Origin of the sequence: Planomonospora sp. ID67723 (genome assembly GCF_015711605.1) — a bacterium.
GTDB lineage: Bacteria > Actinomycetota > Actinomycetes > Streptosporangiales > Streptosporangiaceae > Planomonospora_A.
This window is the reverse complement of record NZ_JABTEZ010000004.1, coordinates 747,995-765,648: the sequence shown is the minus strand read 5'-3', so window position 1 is coordinate 765,648 and position 17,654 is coordinate 747,995. Positions and strand designations below refer to the sequence as shown.

Annotated in this window: 16 protein-coding genes; 6 read left to right on the top strand and 10 right to left on the bottom strand. The window is 70.8% G+C overall.

Annotated elements, in window-relative coordinates; all coding sequences use genetic code 11:
* Window positions 1-30: 30 nt before the first annotated feature.
* Window positions 31-510 carry a hypothetical protein gene (locus HS041_RS30250; RefSeq protein ID WP_196444219.1) on the top strand — a complete coding sequence of 160 codons (480 nt, stop codon included), beginning with the start codon at window positions 31-33 and terminating at the stop codon, window positions 508-510.
* 292 nt (window positions 511-802) lie between these two features.
* A complete protein-coding gene (locus HS041_RS30245) occupies window positions 803-1,366 on the top strand; it encodes a dihydrofolate reductase family protein (protein ID WP_196444218.1) in 564 nt (187 codons plus the stop codon).
* 91 nt (window positions 1,367-1,457) lie between these two features.
* On the opposite strand, the gene HS041_RS30240 is transcribed toward HS041_RS30245, so the two are convergent.
* Together HS041_RS30240 and HS041_RS30235 are read right to left on the bottom strand one after the other, a co-directional pair.
* Entirely contained in the window at window positions 1,458-1,694 is a 237-nt protein-coding gene (locus tag HS041_RS30240) for a hypothetical protein (RefSeq protein ID WP_196444217.1), read from the bottom strand.
* A 298-nt stretch (window positions 1,695-1,992) separates the two neighbouring features.
* Window positions 1,993-2,421 (bottom strand): STAS domain-containing protein, encoded by a 429-nt coding sequence (locus tag HS041_RS30235; RefSeq protein ID WP_196444216.1) that lies wholly within the window; start codon window positions 2,419-2,421, stop codon window positions 1,993-1,995.
* Between the two features lie 967 nt (window positions 2,422-3,388).
* Here HS041_RS30235 and HS041_RS30230 point away from each other — a divergent pair.
* On the top strand, window positions 3,389-4,990 hold the full coding sequence (locus HS041_RS30230; protein ID WP_196444215.1) for a hypothetical protein: 1,602 nt from the start codon (window positions 3,389-3,391) through the stop codon (window positions 4,988-4,990).
* 73 nt (window positions 4,991-5,063) lie between these two features.
* Entirely contained in the window at window positions 5,064-6,212 is a 1,149-nt protein-coding gene (locus tag HS041_RS30225) for a DUF8225 domain-containing protein (protein ID WP_196444214.1), read from the top strand.
* A gap of 64 nt (window positions 6,213-6,276) precedes the next feature.
* Here the strand turns inward: HS041_RS30225 and HS041_RS30220 are convergent, their stop codons facing one another.
* The 4 genes from HS041_RS30220 to lysS form a co-directional block, all read right to left on the bottom strand.
* Window positions 6,277-7,062, bottom strand: a complete 786-nt coding sequence (locus HS041_RS30220; protein ID WP_196444213.1) for a class I SAM-dependent methyltransferase — start codon at window positions 7,060-7,062, stop codon at window positions 6,277-6,279.
* A gap of 230 nt (window positions 7,063-7,292) precedes the next feature.
* Complete coding sequence (locus HS041_RS30215; protein ID WP_196444212.1) at window positions 7,293-8,051, bottom strand: nucleotidyltransferase domain-containing protein; 759 nt, start codon at window positions 8,049-8,051, stop codon at window positions 7,293-7,295.
* On the bottom strand, window positions 8,048-8,677 hold the full coding sequence (locus tag HS041_RS30210; protein WP_307845513.1) for a nucleotidyltransferase domain-containing protein: 630 nt from the start codon (window positions 8,675-8,677) through the stop codon (window positions 8,048-8,050). Before HS041_RS30210 ends, HS041_RS30215 begins: the two co-directional genes overlap by 4 nt.
* Window positions 8,678-8,838: 161 nt before the next feature.
* The gene (gene lysS, locus HS041_RS30205) at window positions 8,839-10,527 is read right to left on the bottom strand and encodes a lysine--tRNA ligase (RefSeq protein WP_307845512.1); all 1,689 of its coding nucleotides are present in this window, start codon (window positions 10,525-10,527) and stop codon (window positions 8,839-8,841) included.
* Window positions 10,528-10,816: 289 nt separating this feature from the next.
* On the opposite strand from lysS, the gene HS041_RS30200 reads away from it, so the two are divergent.
* On the top strand, window positions 10,817-11,839 hold the full coding sequence (locus HS041_RS30200; protein ID WP_196444210.1) for a hypothetical protein: 1,023 nt from the start codon (window positions 10,817-10,819) through the stop codon (window positions 11,837-11,839).
* A 77-nt stretch (window positions 11,840-11,916) separates the two neighbouring features.
* Here the strand turns inward: HS041_RS30200 and HS041_RS30195 are convergent, their stop codons facing one another.
* On the bottom strand, window positions 11,917-12,519 hold the full coding sequence (locus HS041_RS30195; RefSeq protein ID WP_196444209.1) for a GNAT family N-acetyltransferase: 603 nt from the start codon (window positions 12,517-12,519) through the stop codon (window positions 11,917-11,919).
* 177 nt (window positions 12,520-12,696) lie between these two features.
* Complete coding sequence (locus HS041_RS30190; protein ID WP_196444208.1) at window positions 12,697-13,644, bottom strand: GerMN domain-containing protein; 948 nt, start codon at window positions 13,642-13,644, stop codon at window positions 12,697-12,699.
* A 405-nt stretch (window positions 13,645-14,049) separates the two neighbouring features.
* On the opposite strand from HS041_RS30190, the gene HS041_RS30185 reads away from it, so the two are divergent.
* Window positions 14,050-15,234, top strand: coding sequence for an amidohydrolase family protein (locus HS041_RS30185; protein ID WP_196444207.1), 1,185 nt, complete (start codon window positions 14,050-14,052; stop codon window positions 15,232-15,234).
* 6 nt (window positions 15,235-15,240) lie between these two features.
* Here HS041_RS30185 and HS041_RS30180 read toward each other — a convergent pair whose 3' ends face one another.
* Window positions 15,241-16,206, bottom strand: coding sequence for a hypothetical protein (locus HS041_RS30180; protein ID WP_196444206.1), 966 nt, complete (start codon window positions 16,204-16,206; stop codon window positions 15,241-15,243).
* Window positions 16,207-16,302: 96 nt separating this feature from the next.
* Window positions 16,303-17,508: a methyl-accepting chemotaxis protein gene (locus HS041_RS30175; protein WP_196444205.1), complete on the bottom strand. Its 1,206-nt coding sequence runs from the start codon at window positions 17,506-17,508 to the stop codon at window positions 16,303-16,305.
* Window positions 17,509-17,654 lie beyond the last annotated feature (146 nt).

The following is a 17,654-nucleotide window of genomic DNA, read 5'->3' as shown; positions in this document are numbered from 1 at the left end:
CATCAGGGCCTCGACGTTGAGGAGGACGCGATGATCCACCCCCTGATCATTCCCGTGCTGGTCACCACCGACCTGCCGCCCCAGACCGATCTGACCGTCTTCGGCCAACTGCTCGCCGACACCGTCACCCTGTTGCGCCGGCCCGGCGCCGTCCCCTACCCGGGCCACCTGCACGGCGGCGTCTTCTGGCTCGACCGCCCGGCTCCCGCCATCGGCCGGGACGCTCCGGCTCCGGCCGTGGAGCCGTTGCGTTTCGCCGCGCTGCTCGGATTCCTGTCGGTGGCGCTCGAAGCTCCGCAGGTCGCGGTCAAGGACGTGCTCGCCGACGCCCGCACGGCGATCACCACGGCTGTCGCCACCGCCTATGATGATCTCGGCAGCCCGCCGGCGGTGCTCGCGATCGGCGCTCAGGACGTGCGCGAGCGCACCCCCGAAAACGCCGTCCGGGTGGCCACGGCCAAAGCGGTCCCACGCCTGGCCTGGGCCGCCCGCACGCAACCGGTGAGCTGAATCCCAGCAGGTACGGCGCCGCCTCCGCCTGCGGGGCGCGGAACAGAGACCACGCCCAACGCAGCCGGGGGAGTGGTCGTCGTGCCGCGACGCCGTACGGGCGGGCCGGAGCCTGGAAACCGGCGGCGGTGGCCGGCGCCCTCCGCTTCCGGCGCGCATTCTGCCGGGCGGGCTCAAGGGCGGACGGCGGACCCTTAAGTTCATCGGAAGGAGACCTTAAGCGCCCTCCGCCACTGTGGAGACATCGAAAGCGAACACGACCGGGAACAGCAATCCCGAAGGGAATCACCTCATGCGCACGTTCAAGCTCCAGGTGCAGACCACCGTCGACGGCTACATGGCCGGCCCGAACGGCGAGATGGACTGGATGACGTTCCCGTGGACCGACGACATCAACGCCTACATCGAGGCGCTCACCGAACCGGTCGACTGCATCGTGCTGGGCCGCAAGCTCGCCGAGGGATTCATCCCGGCGTGGGAGGCCGGGCCTGAAGGCGAGTCCCAGGAGTCCATCGACTGGATGAACAAAACACCCAAGGTCGTGATCTCCGACACCCTCGCCGAGTCTCCCTGGGAGAACGCCGTCGTGGCCGGGGGTGATCTGACCGAGACCGTGAACCGGCTCAAGGCCCAGCCGGGCGGAGACATGATCACCTATGGAGGCGGCACGCTCGCATCGAGCCTGATCGCCCAAGGGCTGCTCGACGAGCTCCACCTGTTCGTCAACCCGACCGCGATCGGCGCCGGAATGCCCGTTTTCGCCAACCGTGGCGTCTACCAGCGACTTCACCTCGTCGCTGCGCGGCCGTTCGACTGCGGGATCACCGCCTTGCACTTCGAGCCGAAGCGCCCCTGAGCACGGCCGACGGCCGTGCTGACGGCCCACCCCGTGCCCCAAGTTCAATGAAACGGGTCTCGTTCCCTCCGCCTGCTGAGGCGCGGGCCGGTCACCTCAGCGGCCGGACGATGGGTCGATCGGCAGGCACACGGTGAAGACCCGGGGCCAGCTCGGCGCTGACGGTCAGCCGCTTGGCCGCGGCCCGGTGGTCGTCGATGGTCTCGCGCAGCAGGCCGGTCAGCGCGACCGGGCGCGGGTCGATGCCCAGGCCTCCGGCCTCATCTCCTCCCGCGAACCCGGCCCCTCGCCGGGCCCTGTGTATGTCCTGGTTCGTCCCCTCGCTCACCAGCCACGCTACGCATCGGGCCACTCCAGGCGATGAGCGGCCCAGCAGCCCCGGGGCCCGGTACCCGCAATCACCGCGGGCCGCGGTAGGCGATGCGTGCCGCCGCTGATGATGATGTTGCGCGTGGAGAAGATGAAGATTCACCTACCGTAATTACGTCAATACTGGTAGAACATCCGAAGTGAGCGGGGTTGCCGGAGGGGGAAGCCGCGCTCACTCGGCGTGCAGGCGCCTGGCCGACCACACCCGGCCGGCCGGGCGCCGCCGCCGGTTATGGTGGGGAGAGCGGGCGCTGGTTCTACGGTGTGCAGGCGTGGGGGTCGCTGCCGTGGGGGTCGCTGTCGTGGCGGCCCGGTGGCCGGGTGGCCGCCCGTAGCGCGGCAGTGATGTCGGGGTGCAGTTCCAATGCCTTTGCCAGGCCGGTGATGGTCAGGACCCGGGCCGGGGCCCCGGTGAGACCGGCGAGCATCAGGCGGGTGCCGCGTGCCCGGCTGCGCTTCAGAGCGGCGATCAACGCGCTCAAGCCGGTGGAGTCGCAGAACCGCAGCTCGCTCAGGTCCATGATCAGGACGGGAAGCTCCGGTAGTGCCCAGACGCGCTCGAGTTCGGCGCGCAGCAGCGGGGCGGTGGCCAGGTCGAGTTCGCCGGCGGCGCGCACGATGATGGCGTCGTCGTGCAGACCGGTGGACAGGGCCAGCGCCGGATCGCGGTCGGCCAGGGGCGTCATGGGATGTCACTCCTTTACCTGCGGGGGTCATGGCAGGTGTGCGGTTGCCTGCCCCGAAGGACGGGCCTTATGCCGTATGCCAGAAAAAGACTGGCCGGCGGGGTGCGGTAGCGGTCGTCGAAGACGCGCTCGATCTCATCGCTCGTGATGCCGATGCCAGTGTCGCAGATCTCCACCGCCGGGGCCGGGATGGCGACACTCACGGTGCGGCTGCATCCGGATGATCCGCGATCATCCGACTAACCGGCCGGCATCCCGTCCGCCCGTACCCTGCCCCGCCGTGCGGCCGGAGGATCGAATCGGGGAACAGGGCCGGTGCTCAGAGGCACTCCGTCCTGGCCCCGCTTTCACCGTTGCCGGGGCAGATGCCGGCGTCCGCAACGGCCGACAACCGCGAGCTCTGGACTCGGGACGCCGAACGCTTCAACGACATGTTCGGCGCCGCGCTCAACTCCCACCGGGCGTCAGTCGGCCTGGCCCCGGTCCCTGACGTGCGCAGCCACGTCTTCACCGACCGGCCCTGGCCGGCCGCCGACCCGACCTTGGGACCCTGGCCCGATCCCGCCGACCAGACCGTGTGCCAGACCGGCGCCTGGATCCTGCCGGACGAGGCTCCGTCACGTCCTGCGGCCCGACGCGGCCGCCCGCGCGCGGGTCGTCGCCGGCACGGTGCGCACGGACGGCGCCAGGGCCGTCGCGCAACGCTTGATGGCCGCGGTCCCTCGGAAAACGTCCTGAGACGAGCTTCAGGCAGGCGGCGTTCTCCCGCCGGGACGGGCACTGGCGGGCCTGCCGTCGCGTCGGGGCGGGCGTGAGGCCCGGGTGCGCAGGATCCGCCCGAGACGCCGGTCGACCGGCCGGTCCGCCGAAGCGGTATGCCCCACCGGCCACCCCGATCGCGGGGCGTCACGTGGTGCTGCCGTAGAGTCGCGGAGAGTGATGCGAGTATCGCTACGGGAGTGCACGCATGTGGGAGAGGGCGCGGCAGCGACGGCGGGCCACCGCGTGGGAGCGGGACCTGCCCGGCAGCCTCACGGCGGAGGCGGCCGGCGACGAGGCCGGGTCGCCGCTCCTGGAGGCGGGACGGCTCTACCGCGGCGTGAGCGGGGTGGACCCCGAGCCGCGGCCGATGAGCGCCGAGGAGATCGCCCGGCTGGGAGATCCGATGGCCACCGTCACCTTCCGCCGAGGGCGGTTCCCGATGACGGTGCACGAACTGCTCGCCGAGATCGACCGGAGCGGGACGGTTCCGGAACAGAAGGTCTTCATGATCGGTGAGGCCGGGCAGATTCCCCCGCAGAACGCCCCGCAGCTCCGGCGTGACCTGCGCTTCACCCTGACACGCGCCGAACGCGGCAGCGCTCCTGATCTGCTGATCAGCACCGCGGCCACGGGCGACCCCGCCGACGGTTTCCTGCAGGTCATCGCCTGGGATCCGGTCGCGCGGGTCTTCAACTACTACATGCGCATCACACCCGCCTGGGTGTGGACGGGCGACTCGTGGGCGGCGCTGGCGCCCGAGTCCCGGGGGAAGGGCTGTTTCGACAGCCACGTCAACGGCAGCGTGGTGATGAAGGAGCTGAAACAGCCCTGGGGCAACTGGCAGTCCATGGCGGCCCAGATCCAGCTCGCTCCCTCCGATCCGCTCCGCGCGGACCCGCTGTACCGGCAGGTCCGCGGCGCCGAGGAACTGGAGCCGATGATCAGGGCGCTGGTGAGCCGGTGGACGGGCGCCCGGCTGGAGGCCGTCATCGCCGACGGCGTGCTGCGCCGCCCCGACCAGCTGCTCCGCCAGCTGTTCACCGGAACGTCGGTGAACCTCGCCAGTGCCCTCACCCAGAGCGCGGCCGTCTCGCCCGGCCAGGATCTGGTGCTGCCTCTGGGTTTCTGGTTGAACGCCGACGCCCTGGTCGACGATCTCGGCCTGGATGTCACCGCGGTCCCGCCCTCGGTCCCGGGCGCGCTGTACCTCGACAGCCTGATCATGTTCGACTTCCGTCTGGAGGAGAAGACGAGCGGGTTCTCCCAGGAAGGAGACACCTTCTTCGCCTTCGTGGTGCCCGAGGCGGCCTATGAGGACAACGACGTCGCCAACCAGATGGTGCGCAAAGGTCTGGTCTCCGCGAAGTTCGCGGCCTGCGCGCTGATGGTGGACTTTCCCAGCCCGGTCTTCAGCCCCGACCGCGCCCGGTTGATGACGTACGTTCCCGCCGAGGCGACGCCGATCGACGCGCTGGACGAACGGATCGCCGAGGCGATCGTCACGGCCGCCGGCAGGTCGCCGGCCGGCAGCCCCGAGCGGCGCTTCGCCGCGGGCTGGGCACTGCCCGACGACCGCTGGCGCGCCGAGTTCGGATCACGTCTGAGCGCCTACCTGGAGAAGGCCGGCGCGCGCATCCGCACCGCCGACGGGTTCGGCGACTACGTACGGCTGGCGGAGTCGCGACGGCGTGACTTCAAGATGATGCGGCTCAACGAGTTCGAGCTGACCTTGCCGGCCACCGGCATCCCGGAGGACGCCCCTCGCCTGCGGATGACCGAGGACGCCACGGTCGCCACCCGCCCCTGAACGGCCCGCGGATCCGCCGCTTCCGGCCCACCGGATTCGCCGCCGTGGCCCGACCACCTGCCACCTGAGGAGCATGATGACCATTACCGCCAGCAGGCTCGCCGCGTACGGACCGCCGGGACGGCTCACCGACCTCGACGAGATCGGCCGCCAGGCATGGCACGTTCTCATCTCCGAGAGCGTCGACCGCGCGATCAAGGGTCCCGATCCGAGCCAGGCGCTGCACGACAGCCCGCGCCCGCAGTTCTACAACCTCACCAAGACCGAGACCGCTCCGGACGCGGCCGAGGTGGCGGTCAGGTGGACCGCTTTCCCCCGCCGCGTCAAACTCCATTCCATCGGGGACAGGAAGCGCTGGGAGCATGCCGACTCCAGCCGCGACGTGCAGGACGAATACTGCGAATGGAGCGTCACCCGCAACGATGCCGGGAAGATCACACGCGTCACCTTCACCTGCGAAGGGCCGGAGTACTGGGAGGTGCTCGCCCAGACACGGCCCGACGTCGTCGTCGACCTCTACCGGCGGCACGTCAGCCCGGACGTGCAGAGAAGCGACCTGTTCGGCCCCGACGGACGCTACCGGCCCCGCAACGAGTGGAACAACTCCACCACTCACGGCGCCATGCACCTCATCCAGCAGTCGAACACCCTCGACGCCGAGATCGAGCTCGCCGCCGCCGCCACCATCCGGCGCGTCATCGACGGCAGGGAGCTCACCACCGCAGAGGAACTCATCAACTGCAGCAAGTACGGCGCCGCCGAACGCAACAGCGACCCCCACATAGGGCAGGTCGTGAACTCCGCCGCCCGGCAGAGGGCCGACATCTCGCTGGCCGACCCGGTCGGCCTGTACATCGACGGCCTGTCGACCGACGGGTGGAGCGCACCCGACGGCTCCGACCCCATGGGCTACTGGAGATACGTGCGCGGCGACGCCGGATATCCGGTCCGGGCCGTCTACGAGGTGCCGGTCAACAGGAACTTCACCGTCGGCGACATCACCATCAACGGAAGACCCATCGAGTTCGGCGCGCAGATCGCCGACTTCATCACCGTCCGGCTCACCGCGGTGGTCTGCCGGGTCGGCCGGAGTACGGCCGCGCCCCAGACCGCTTGCGTGCAGATGCCGCAGGCCACCAGCCCGGAGGAGATCCTCCGGCACGCCAGCATGATGGCCGAGCACGGATATCCGGGTGTCCAGCGCGTCACCCGCCGGTCCTGAGGAGCGCGCGGCCACGACCGGGAGCGGGCCGGCGCTCCTGCCCGGAGCGATCTCCGCCGGAGACCTAGAGAGAGATCACGACCTCCAGGTAGTCCAAGGGCAGCAGCAGGGCGCCGGTGGTGTCGGTGTTGAGCTCCTCGGCCAGCGCCAGCAGGTCCCCGACCAGCGCGGCCCGTCCTTCCTCGCCGAGGGCGTCCATGGTCGTCGCGGTCGGGCCGTACACGTCCGCCCAGACCTGGGCGTGCTCGGCGGGGGAGGGGAACCGCCAGCGCAGGGTGCGGGGGGTGGCGTGGATCCCGGTCCCGGAGCCGAACAGCTCCGCCAGCCCTTCCCGGGTGCCCCACCGGGTCGGCGGGTGCGTGCCCTCCGGGACGGGGACGTACCGGGTGTTCAGCTCCAGCATGCGGCCCATGTAGCTCTCGGGGGTCCAGGTCGCCAGGCCGATCCGCCCTCCGGGACGGCAGACGCGCATCAGCTCGGCGGCGGCCCGTTCCTGGTTGCGGGCGAACATCACGCCGAACGCGGAGGTCACCACGTCGAAGGAGGAGTCGGGGAAGGGCAGGTCCTCGGCGTCACCCTCGTGGAAGGCGACGGCGAGCCCTTCCGCGTCGGCCCGGCGCCGCGCGTGGCCGAGCAGGTCCGGAACGAGGTCGAGGGCGGTCACGGCGGCAGCCCGGCGGGCGGCGGCGAGCGCCAGGTTGCCGGTCCCGGTGGCCACGTCGAGCAGCCGTTCGTTCGCCCGCAGGTCGAGCGCCTCGGTGAGCAGTTCGCTGGCGAGGAGGAACTGCGCACCCACCGTCCGGTAGTCTCCCGAGGCCCAGATGGCCCGCTGTCCTTCCCGTGTCTCCATTCGCCTCTCCCAGGTCGGTTCCGGTTTGAACGCGGGCTCGAGCGGCCGGGCGACCGGATCGCAGCCCGAAGGCCAGTCTTCGTCACCTCACCGGGACGTTCCATTCCTTCGGGTGATCACGATGAGTGATCACCGTCCTGGGCTGCGCGGACGTGCCCGGCCGGATGCGGACAGGCCGCAGGGTCCTCCGGCAGGGTCTCGCGCTGCGGTCTCCCGCCGACCGGCTCTCGCTAGGCGACACGGGCCGCCAGGCGGGTGCGGACGACGAGGTCGTGCAGGAGATCACCCGCGTTCGCCGTCTCCGGGAGCGGGGAGGAGTCCCTCGCCTCCTCCAGCTCGGCCGTCAGCCGGGCGACGTCGCGCTCCAACCGCAGGCGCTCGGGGGCGCCGGCGGGCAGTACGCCGTGCTCCGCCGAGCGTTTGGCCGCCACCAGGTCCGCCAGGTACGGCGGGCCGCCGCCGAGGCGGGTGAGGTCGGCGACGAGCGTGCCGGTGCGCATCAGGTGGACGCCGGTCAGCAGCACCCGGAAGGTGTAGAGCAGCGGCTTGAGCTCACCGGACCGTTCGAACAGCCGCCACTGGGTCCGGGCGAAGCCCAGGTAGTGGTGGGCGTGGCCGCGGGTGACGCACCCCGGGGCGGCGGCGATCAGCTCCTCGTGGACCGGGGAGGACGCCACCACCAGCGGAGAGAGCAGCTGCTCCAGGACGTAGCCGTTGCGGCGCAGCAGCAGGCGGCAGAACTTGGCCAGGTCGTGGGTGACGAGGTCCACCTCGACACCGTGGCGTGTCCAGGAGCCGATGACGGTCTCCTGCCCGGTCCGCAGCCCGACGACCTCCTCCAGCGGCAGCACGTGCACGCCGCGCAGGTCCACGTCGGAATCGGTGGACGGGAAGCCGTACAAGTGCGCGCCGCTGACCGTGGCGAAGGCCAGGGTGTACGGCTGCTCGGCGGGGATCTCGGCCAGCCAGGCCGGCAGGGATACGGTCACAGCAGGGACCTCCGCACGCTGATCAGGTAGTCGTCGACGGTTCGCCGGTCGGGTGCCTCGGGCAGGGCGTCCGTGCCGCCGAGGTCGTCGAAGGCGGCCGAGAGCTCGGCGCGCCAGCGCTCCACCTGCGTCCACGGCATCTCGCCCCGCCGTACGGCCAGCAGCCGGTCGCGGTACTCGTCCATGCGCACCAGGGGCTCGCCCGCCCGCGCCAGGTGCAGCCCGCTGATCAGCAGCCTGATCATGTGCATGGCCTGCTTCCACTTCGGCCGTCCGGGGTCCAGCCGGCGGAACTGCGCGTCGGCGTAGCCGGTGAATGTCCGGCGGGCACGCGTGGACAGGAAGGAACGCCGGATGGCCAGCAGTTCCTCGCCCGCAGGAGCGACGCTCTCGACGATCGGCGACCACAGGCATTCCAGGACCGTCGGGTTGGCCTCCAGCGCCAGGGTGCAGAACCGTTCGACCTCCCAGGAGAACTGCTCCGGAGCGGGGCCCTCGATGTGGGTGGGAGGCTTGTCCAGCCGCCAGAACATCGGGGTCGGCGCGGCGAAGACACCGCGCCGGTCCACGTCGGACTCCTCGGTCTCCAGCCCGTAGGCACGCGAGCCGACGACCACTGACAACACCAGGTGCTCTGGAATGCTGACAGAGCACGCATTCCGCTCCGAGCCGCCCATAACGCCCCCTCGATGGAAAGTCTTCCACGGTAGCCCTCACCGGCCCCCTCCCGCCAAGCCGTTTTCCGGGGAGCCGTTTTCCGGGGAGCCTGGGCCGCCGGAGTTCTGCGTCAGGCGCCGAGGAGCCGCCGTACGCGGTCGGGACCGAGGGCGAGGAGCAGCGCCGGAAGCCGGGGGCCGCTGTCGCAGCCGAGGAGCAGGGTGTAGAGCAGCGCGAAGAAGGCGCGTTGGGCGGCCTTCAGTTCGGGGGCGGCGTCGGCGGTGGACCCGGCCTGAAGCTTCGGCACTCCGTACACCAGGGCGGTCAGGTCGTCGAGTGACCGGTTTTCGTCCAGCCCGTCCAGCAGGTGCCGGAGCGAGGCGCGCTCGGCCGCGCCGAGAGAGGAGAGGAGTCCGGTGGCGGGCGTCTCACGGATCCGGGGACGGTGCCCGGCCGGGATCCGGCCGGCGATCCAGTGCGCGGCCCGGTCGAGCCGCGGCCAGAGCTCATCGAGGGAGGCCACCGGGTCCCCGGGGTTCAGATCATGCAGAACCCGCAGGATCCGCCCGCCGTCGCCGGCGGTGATGTTCACGACCGAGGCGAGCAGGTGGTACGGCAGCGGCCGGGGCGGAGCCGGGAGCGGACGGCCGGTGGCGCCGGCCGAGCGGCGGTAGGCGACGGCCTCGGCCGGCTCCGCCGTACCGTCGGCGACCTCACGGGCGAGGGCGTCCCATTCGTCGTAGGCCCGCTGGAGCTCCCGGCCGAGGGCGATCGTGAAGGGCTGCTCCGGCCGGTGCCGCACGTACGGCAGGCGCAGCAGCGGTGGGTCCATGACCGCCAGCGCCGCGGCGGGGGTCGGCACGCGGCCGCTGCGGTCCTTCCTGGCCATACCGGAGACGCAGACGGGGGCGTGCACCGCCCCTAAGGGCCGTTCACCGTTGAAGACCTCCCTGATGATTCTCCCGGCGGCGGCGAGCGACGGCCCGGGGGAGGCGGGGGAGAACCTCGAGGGTTCGAAGACGACGCCCTCGTGGGCCCAGAACACGGCCAGCTCGACCTCATGCGCCAGCCTGCCGCGGCCGTGCTCGGCGAGCCGGACGGTCTCGGCGTGCCCGCAGGCGCAGGTGTAGGCCAGCGCGGTGGTCTCGTCATCGTAGGAGGTGACCGTGGTCGGGTCGCGGTCGCACGCTGAGCAGTAGGGCCGGTAGGGGAAGTATCCGGGACTCCCCGCCTCCGCGCCGGAGGTCGTCCCGCTCCCGGTTGCGGCCGCCCCGGGATCCGTCCGGTGGCGGGCCAGGGCCGCGCCGATCCGGGCGCGCTCACGCACGGCGACAAGGACCCGTTCCCGGACGGCGCCGGAGGCGTACAGCCGTTCCTGGCTGGCCCCGCGGAACGTGACGCCCAGATCGGCCAGGGCGGCGATCATCGGCTCCTCGAAGTAGTACGCCCAGTTCAGGTAGGCGCTCCAGGGCGGGGACGGCACCGAGGTCAGCGGCTTGCCGATGTGCTCGTTCCATGCCCTGCGGGTCCCGGCGGGGACGCCGATCCCGGAAGGGGCCCCGCCGAACCGCTCGAAGTCATACCAGAACAGGACATGCACGGAGTCGTGACCCCGGTGTCTGAGTTCCTCGGCCACCAGGTGCGAGGTCATCACCTCGCGCAGGTCACCGAGGTGGAGCGGCCCGGACGGGGTGAGCCGCGAGGCGCAGACGACCGGCCCGTCCTGCGCACGCCGTCCCGCCTCGGCGACGGCCTCGTCCGCGAGGCGGGAGATCCAGGCGGCTCCGGTGTCACGGGCAAGCCAGGGAGGTGATGCCACCGACGTATCCTGCCAGGCCCGGCACCCCCAGCGATCCGGCCGGCTGGAGAACGCGGTAATAATCTACATTGTAAAGGAGATCGTCCGTTCAAAATCAAAATCGAGGACTGTCCCACAACAGCGAGAAGGAAGGGCCGGGTCCGGGGAAGGCTGCCAGACAGGACCGGAGACGACGGCGGAACCGACGACTTCCCCGAGCAGCATCGAAAAGAGGCCTGCGGCGAGCACCTTCCTCCACGTCGGTCTCACCGGTTGAACTTCCTTCGCATCCTTGGCAGGGTCGAGCGTCATGACGAAGCGAGAGAAGACATCCGCTCCGATCGCGACCGTCGGGATGGCCGTGGTCCTGTCGCTCACGACCACGGGCGTCCTGGCAGCCGTGCCTGAGGCATCCGCAGTGTCCGCCGACTCCCGGCGGGCTGTCCCCTCGGCCGGCCCCCTCGGCGGTTGCCCGAACACCCCCGCCAACAGCTTCTGGCATGCCGACGTCTCCGGACTGCCGCGTCATCCCAACAGCCGGGCATACGTCTCCAGCATCGGCACGGCCAAGAAGGTCAAGGCCGATTTCGGCTCGGGCCTGTGGGAGGGCGGGCCGATCGGGATCCCCATCACCTACGTCAAGGCGGGGCAGGCGAAGGTTCCGGTCTCGTTCGAGTACGGCGACGAGAGCGATCGAGGGCCCTACCCCGTTCCCCGTAACGCGCGCATCGAAGGTGGTCCCTCCAGCCAGGGGGACCGGCACGTCCTGGTCGTGGATACCGGTTCCTGCACACTGTACGAGCTGTATGCGGCCCACCCCCGGGGCAGGGGGTGGCGTGCGGGCTCCGGCGCGGTGTTCGACCTGAGGTCGAACAAGCTTCGCCCGGCCGGATGGACGTCCGCCGACGCCGCGGGACTGCCCATCGCGCCCGGTCTGGTCCGCTACGAGGAGGTCGCGGCGGGCCGGATCGACCACGCCATTCGGGTGACGGTTCCGCGCAGCCAGAAGAAGTACGTCTGGCCCGCGCGTCATTTCGCCTCCAGCAGCACCGACGCGGCCCTGCCGCCCATGGGTCTGCGGTTGCGGTTGCGGGCGGGCGTGGACACGAGCAGGCTGCCCCGGCAGGCCAGAGTGATCGCGGAGGCGATGAAGACCTACGGCGTCATCGTCGCGGACAACGGTTCCAGCTGGTTCATCAGCGGCACGCCGGACAACCGCTGGGACAACGACCAGTTGCGCATGCTGGGCACGCTCAAAGGCGCCGACTTCGAGGCCGTCGACTCCTCCTCGCTGATGATCAGCCCGGCCTCGGCGGCTGCCCGCAGCCGCTGAGGTCACGCATCGCGGCTTGTGCCGGGCCGTCGTCGCCCGCCCTCCTGGGAGGCCGGCCGGGCACCGGCCGACGGCCGTCACGGAGGTGTCCGCCCCTGTCGGTCCGGGTCGTGTGGGTGCCTGGCCGCGATCCGGGCCCGGTCGAAGGTGACGGAGGATTCGGTGATTCCCTGCCTGATCTGCTGCCGTCCGGCGTCCGCCCCGGCCAGCAGCGCCGCCACCGGCTGATTGTCGGCCAGGTAGGAGGCGGTGAAGGAGGTGATGCCGTGGTCGAGAGCGGCTTCGGCGAGCATCTCGACCAGGACGGTGGCCAGCCCGACCCGGCGCCAGGCGGGGTCGACGGCGACCGCCGCCTCCGCGCTCTTTCCTCCGGGCGACTCGTATCGTGTGATCGCGACGCCACGGCCGGTCGTGGCGTCGCGGGCGACCAGGGCGAACCGGTTGATGTAGTCGACCTGTGTCAGGTGGGCGAGGAGGCGCGTGTTCAGTGAGGGAGCACCCCCCAGGAACCGGCTACGTAACGTGTCGGGGTCGGCGGTGCGGAAGGCTTCGGCCAGCTCGGGGGCGTCGTCGGGCACGATGGGGCGGACGAAGACCGTCCTGCCGTCGGCCAGTGTGGCGGTGCGCTCGAAGGCGCGGGGGTAGCCGGCGGGCGGTGAGGTAGGGCTGAAGGACTCCATTCACCTTCTCCTACGCCGGCGTCGGCGCTGATCGTCCCACAGGAGGGGCTCCGGAACCACCTGCGGTGGGCGGGAAGTCCTTCGCGCACACCGATGGATGGGCCGCTCTCCGCTCGTCGGTGTGCGCCTGCGCCGAGCTCTCGCCCGACACGGTGCTGTCTTCTCGCTCATAGGGGCTCACGGCTCCAGGCACTCGGGGACGGAGTCGGAACGGCCGGCGGGTCGTTCGGTCCGGCCGGCCGCGTCGTAGATCTTGACCCAGCGGACCGACGGGAACTGTCTGAGCGTCGGCGTGATCTGGTCGGCGACGGTGAAGGTGGATCCGCCGCTGGTGCACCGTCCGGTCAGGTGGACCCGGGCGATGCCGTTCTTGACGGTCAGCCTGCTGAAACCGGTGACTTTGGAGCCGGTGAAGCGCAGACCCCTGGCGTACTCGGCCCGGGTCGGTCCGGCGAACAGGCGCTGCAGCGCCCCGTAGGCGGTGCCCGGAAGGGCCACCGGCCGGATCACCGCGGTGGTGTACGGCGTGCGTCCGCTGGCGAAGTTGCGGCTGTTGAGGAAGTAGGTGCGTACCTTGACGGTCCGGTACGGCGTGGCGATGTCGACGACGACCCGGTTGGGCCGGGTGAGGGTGTAGATCCGGTAAGGCGTGCGCTTGGCGAGCCCCACTCCGACCGAGAGCACGGCCTCGTTGTCGCCGGTGGTGACGACCTGGATGACGCCGGGCAGGGGGTAGGTGCGCCGGGTCGGTCCGTAGGTGACCTCGCCGTTGTCGTCGTGGCCGGTGGCGTCGGCGAAGCGGAGGTGCAGCAGGGCGTTTCCGGCGGCGCGCACGGTCATGCCGGAGGGGTCGCCGATGAGCCGGGTGACGTAGCGGGCGCTGCGCCGGGTGGGGAGGGGACCACGGAACTCGAAGACCAGCCGGTCCAGGCCGGGATGGTGGGTGGCGCGCACGTCGACGAGGGTCGGGACGGCGGGTGGGGCGTTCTGCTGCGTGGAGTGCCGTGCCGCCGTCTCCCGCGGCGGGGCGGGGGCCGAGGCGGCGTGAGCCGGTACGGGCAGCAGCCCGGCCGTGACGGTGGCGGTGATGAGGAATCGGGTGGTGAGGGGTCGGGTGGTGAGCACAGTGATCGTCTCTTCTCGTTGATCGTCGCTTGCGGTCTGGTGCTCTGCATCTACGATGCCCGGCCGGATGGCGGGCAGACCTGGCGAACGCGGTGTACCAGTGGGACCTGTTGCGCGTTCGCACCCGCCCGGCGGGGGAGCCGCGGTCCGGGATCGAGCCGGGAACCGGCCGGTGGTGAGGCCGGTCCGAAACGGTGCGCCGTTATCCGATCCTGAGGTAACGCCGGCGTGGCCGGTGCGGGACGCCGAGCAGGGGCAGACCATCGGCACGGTTCGGATGGGCATGTCGTCCTATTCCTGTCGAAGTCATGTGATCGCCGCCACCGTTGTCCGGTCTCCATGCACCGCTCTTGGCGCCCTGCCTATTGTGGTTCGGTGAATATGTCGGCAATTCGGGTGGCAAGCGTGTTCGACGGAGAGCGACTGCTCGACGGAGTCACCGTGGTGCTGGTGAAAGACGGCCGCGTTGCCGGGGTGGAGCGCGGTTCGGCGGTACCGGACGGGTGGCCGACGCAGGACCTGCCGAACGGCACTTTGCTGCCCGGTCTGATCGACGCACACGTGCACCTGTGCGCTGACGGCGGGCCGGGTGCGCTCGACCGGCTCGCCGAGTGCACGGAAGAGCAGCTGGACGCCACCATCGAGGCGTCGCTGGGTGCGCACCTGGCTGCGGGCGTCACCACCGTACGTGACCTGGGCGATCACCGGGACGCCGTGCCGGCCTGGCGGTCGAGGGCCAGACCAGGGCTGCCGGCTGTCGTGGCGGCCGGCGCGCCGATCACCAGTGTGGGCGGGCACTGCTGGTCGATGGGAGGCGAGGCCCGGGGCGCGAGCGGGCTGCGCGACGCCGTACGGCAACGGGCCGACCGCGGCGCCGACATCGTGAAGATCATGGCGAGTGGCGGCGTGCTGACACCCGGCACCGACACGATGAGCCCGCAGTTCACCGACGACGAGCTGAAGGCGGCGGTCGCTGAGGCGCACGCGCTCGGCCTGCCGATCACCGCGCACGCCCACGCGCTCACCGCGGTACGGCAGGCGCTGGATGCGGGCGTCGACGGTATCGAGCACTGCACCTGCCTCACTCCCACCGGCGTCCAGCTCGACGACGCGCTGCTCGCCGCACTCGCCGACTCCAAGATCATGATTTGTGCGACGCTGGGGTCCGACCCGAGTGTCGTGGTCCCGCCGCAGGTCGTGGCGATGGCTGAGCGCGCCGGTATCACCGAGGCCGTCCTGCAGGAAGCCGTCGCCCGTCTTCACTGGGGCGGAGTGCGCCTGGTCGCCGGTTCCGACGGAGGCATCGGTCCCGCCAAGCCGCACGGGCTGCTGCCCGCCACCCTTGATGAGTACGTCAGATCCGGTCTGCCGGCGGCGTCCGTCCTGGCTGCGGCGACCTCGGTCGCCGCCGACGCCTGCGGCCTGGGCGACCGCAAGGGGCGCATACGGCCCGGCTATGACGCGGACCTGCTGGTGGTCGACGGCGACCCGACCCGCGACATCACCGCGGTGGCCCGGCCTCTTGCCGTCTATCTCGCCGGTCGGCCGGTGGCCGGACGCCGGGGACGGCACACCCCCGGCCCCGGATAGGTTTTGTCAGTTGAGGCTGCCCGCCATCCCGTTGTAGATCTCCGTCGCCTCGCAGAAGCCGTACCCCAGATGCCCGGCGAGGGCGAAAGCCTCGTCGATCTTGGTGAGGTTGACGGATGCGGTCGGCTCCCAGCCGTCACGCCGCGCCACTGCCATGATGGCCTCGAACCGCGTGGCGAAGGCGCGGCGCGAGCCGGCGACGTCGCCGGGCGGCACGAGGCCGCCGACCATGTAGTTCTCGACGATGGTGGGCTCGTTCATCCACGACAGTTGCGGGAACATCTCCCGCAGCGGCGCGAACAGCGCCTGCGGCAGGCCGAACCCCCCGGCCGGGACGTCCGCGAGCCGGCACAGGTGCGTCGGCCAGACCTTCCCCCGCGACATCCAGCCCGGAGTCAACGCCGCCGCGTACTCCACGACGCTGAAGGGTATCTCCCGCGCGACGAGCGCCGCGGCGGAGTGTTCCCTGCCGGTATCCGGGTCCCGGATCGTCTCGGTGCCGGAACGGACGGCTGCGACGGCCAGCCGCAGCACCCGCATCCGCCAGCTGATCTCCATGGCGAGGTGGTGGTCCGCCGGCAGTGTCCCTTGTGTGTCCGGCTCGACGAGATCGACCAGACCGGGATCGAGGCGGGCGATCATCTCTCGGGCCAGCGTGGGCACGTCGTCCGGTCCGGCGCTCTGATAGCGCAGGACATCCTGCACGACCTGCTCGGCGGAGTCGGCGATCACGAAGTACGGTCTGCCCCACACGTGAAGATGCGGCTCGAACGTGTCGGCGCCCCGGGCTTCGGCGGCACGCAGCGCGCCGAGCGCCCAGGCCTTGGCGTGGAAGCGCACCTTCCTGCGCTCGACCGCCTCCCGGGTGAGGCGGTCGAGGTCGGAGTCGCTGCCGTATCCGATGATGAACGGCAGGAGCCGGTCCTCGACGAGCGCGATGTCGACGGCGTGGAAGCTGGTGTCGTAACCCATGGCCGCCCAAGGTAACGACACGGTCCGGTGATCGGCAACGTGGAGTCACGCCGGGTGGAGCCGAGACCGACCCTGACCGTGCCGCAGTCGGTGCGGTCAGAGGGTGAAGCTGTCGGCCACCGAGCGCAGCTGGTGGGAGGCTTCACGGAGGGTCTGGGCCATCTGACGGGTCTGCGAGGCGCTGGATGAGGCGGCGTGCGTGGCGTGCGCCACGCCGGTGATCCCTTCGGCGATCTCGGTGCTGCCGGAGGCCGCTTCGCTGACGCTGCGGCCCATGTCGGCGGTGACCGCGGTCTGCTCCTCCACCGCGCTTGCGATCTTGGTCTGCAACTCGCTGACCTCGGCGATGATCTGGCTGATCCGGTCGATGGCGGTGACCGCGTCCTGGCTTTCGGTCTGGATCGCGCTGATGCGCGTGCTGATGTCGTCGGTGGCCTGCGCGGCCTGCTGGGCCAGTTCCTTCACCTCACCGGCGACGACGGCGAATCCCTTGCCGGCTGCTCCCGCGCGCGCCGCCTCGATGGTGGCGTTGAGCGCCAGCAGGTTGGTCTGCTCGGCGATGGCGGTGATGGAGCGGACCACGTCCTGGATCGCGGTAGAGCTCTCTCCCAGCCGCCTGACCGTGGCGTTGGTGTTCGTCGCCGTCTCCACGCCCGAGACCGCCACCTGGGCGGCCTGAGAGGCGCTTTGCGAGATCTCGTTGATGCTGGAGGTCATCTCCTCCACGCCCGACGCCACGGTCCGGACGTTGCCGCTCACGTGACCGGCCGCCGAGGAGACGGCGGTGGCCTGCGAGGAGGCTCGGGTGGCGTTGGCGTCCAGTTCCTGGCTGACCGTGGTGAGCCGCTCGGCGGATCGGCTGAGCTCGGTGGCGCCGGTGCTCATGCCCGCGATGGCGTCGGCCATGAGATCGACCATGGCGTTGAGTCCGGCGCCGATCTGTCCGACCTCGTCGCGGCCGTCGATCGGCATGCGAGCGGTGAGATCGCGGGTGACGAGCCGGTTCAGGAAGGCCAGCGTCTGGCGCAGCGGCGCGGTCACGCTGATGGTGACCCAGAAGACCACCGCCGAGACGACCAGAACGCTGATCGCACCGATGGTGACCTGGTAGCGCAGGAACTCGTCGGACCGGGCGGCCGGGAGGTGGTCCTGGACGAAGAACATCGCGCCAGCGGTCTGGATGACGACGACGAGCGTGCTGAGGCTGATGGCCAGGAACATCAGCAGGGAGCGCATGCTGGGAAACAGCCGCCACAACCGGTTCAGGCCGGACGCGCGGGAGGTGATGGCAGGTGATGGCATGTTCTTCGTATCGGCAGGCGGGCCCGGCATCCCAGCCTTTCCCGGACCGGGTGAGAGGGAGCGGGCAAGGGAGGGCAGGGCATTCCGGTTTCGGCACCTTTCGGCACCGCCGTGTGCGCCGAGGGCGGTGCGGGATGAGCGGCAGC

Bases quoted from the DNA above. Each gene is read 5' to 3' on its own strand.
- HS041_RS30250 (WP_196444219.1), top strand. From the start codon at position 31: ATGATCCACCCCCTGATCATTCCCGTGCTGGTCACCACCGACCTGCCG.
- HS041_RS30245 (WP_196444218.1), top strand. From the start codon at position 803: ATGCGCACGTTCAAGCTCCAGGTGCAGACCACCGTCGACGGCTACATG.
- HS041_RS30235 (WP_196444216.1), bottom strand. From the start codon at position 2,421: ATGACGCCCCTGGCCGACCGCGATCCGGCGCTGGCCCTGTCCACCGGT.
- HS041_RS30230 (WP_196444215.1), top strand. From the start codon at position 3,389: ATGTGGGAGAGGGCGCGGCAGCGACGGCGGGCCACCGCGTGGGAGCGG.
- HS041_RS30225 (WP_196444214.1), top strand. From the start codon at position 5,064: ATGATGACCATTACCGCCAGCAGGCTCGCCGCGTACGGACCGCCGGGA.
- HS041_RS30220 (WP_196444213.1), bottom strand. From the start codon at position 7,062: ATGGAGACACGGGAAGGACAGCGGGCCATCTGGGCCTCGGGAGACTAC.
- HS041_RS30200 (WP_196444210.1), top strand. From the start codon at position 10,817: ATGACGAAGCGAGAGAAGACATCCGCTCCGATCGCGACCGTCGGGATG.
- HS041_RS30195 (WP_196444209.1), bottom strand. From the start codon at position 12,519: ATGGAGTCCTTCAGCCCTACCTCACCGCCCGCCGGCTACCCCCGCGCC.
- HS041_RS30180 (WP_196444206.1), bottom strand. From the start codon at position 16,206: ATGGGTTACGACACCAGCTTCCACGCCGTCGACATCGCGCTCGTCGAG.
- HS041_RS30175 (WP_196444205.1), bottom strand. From the start codon at position 17,508: ATGCCATCACCTGCCATCACCTCCCGCGCGTCCGGCCTGAACCGGTTG.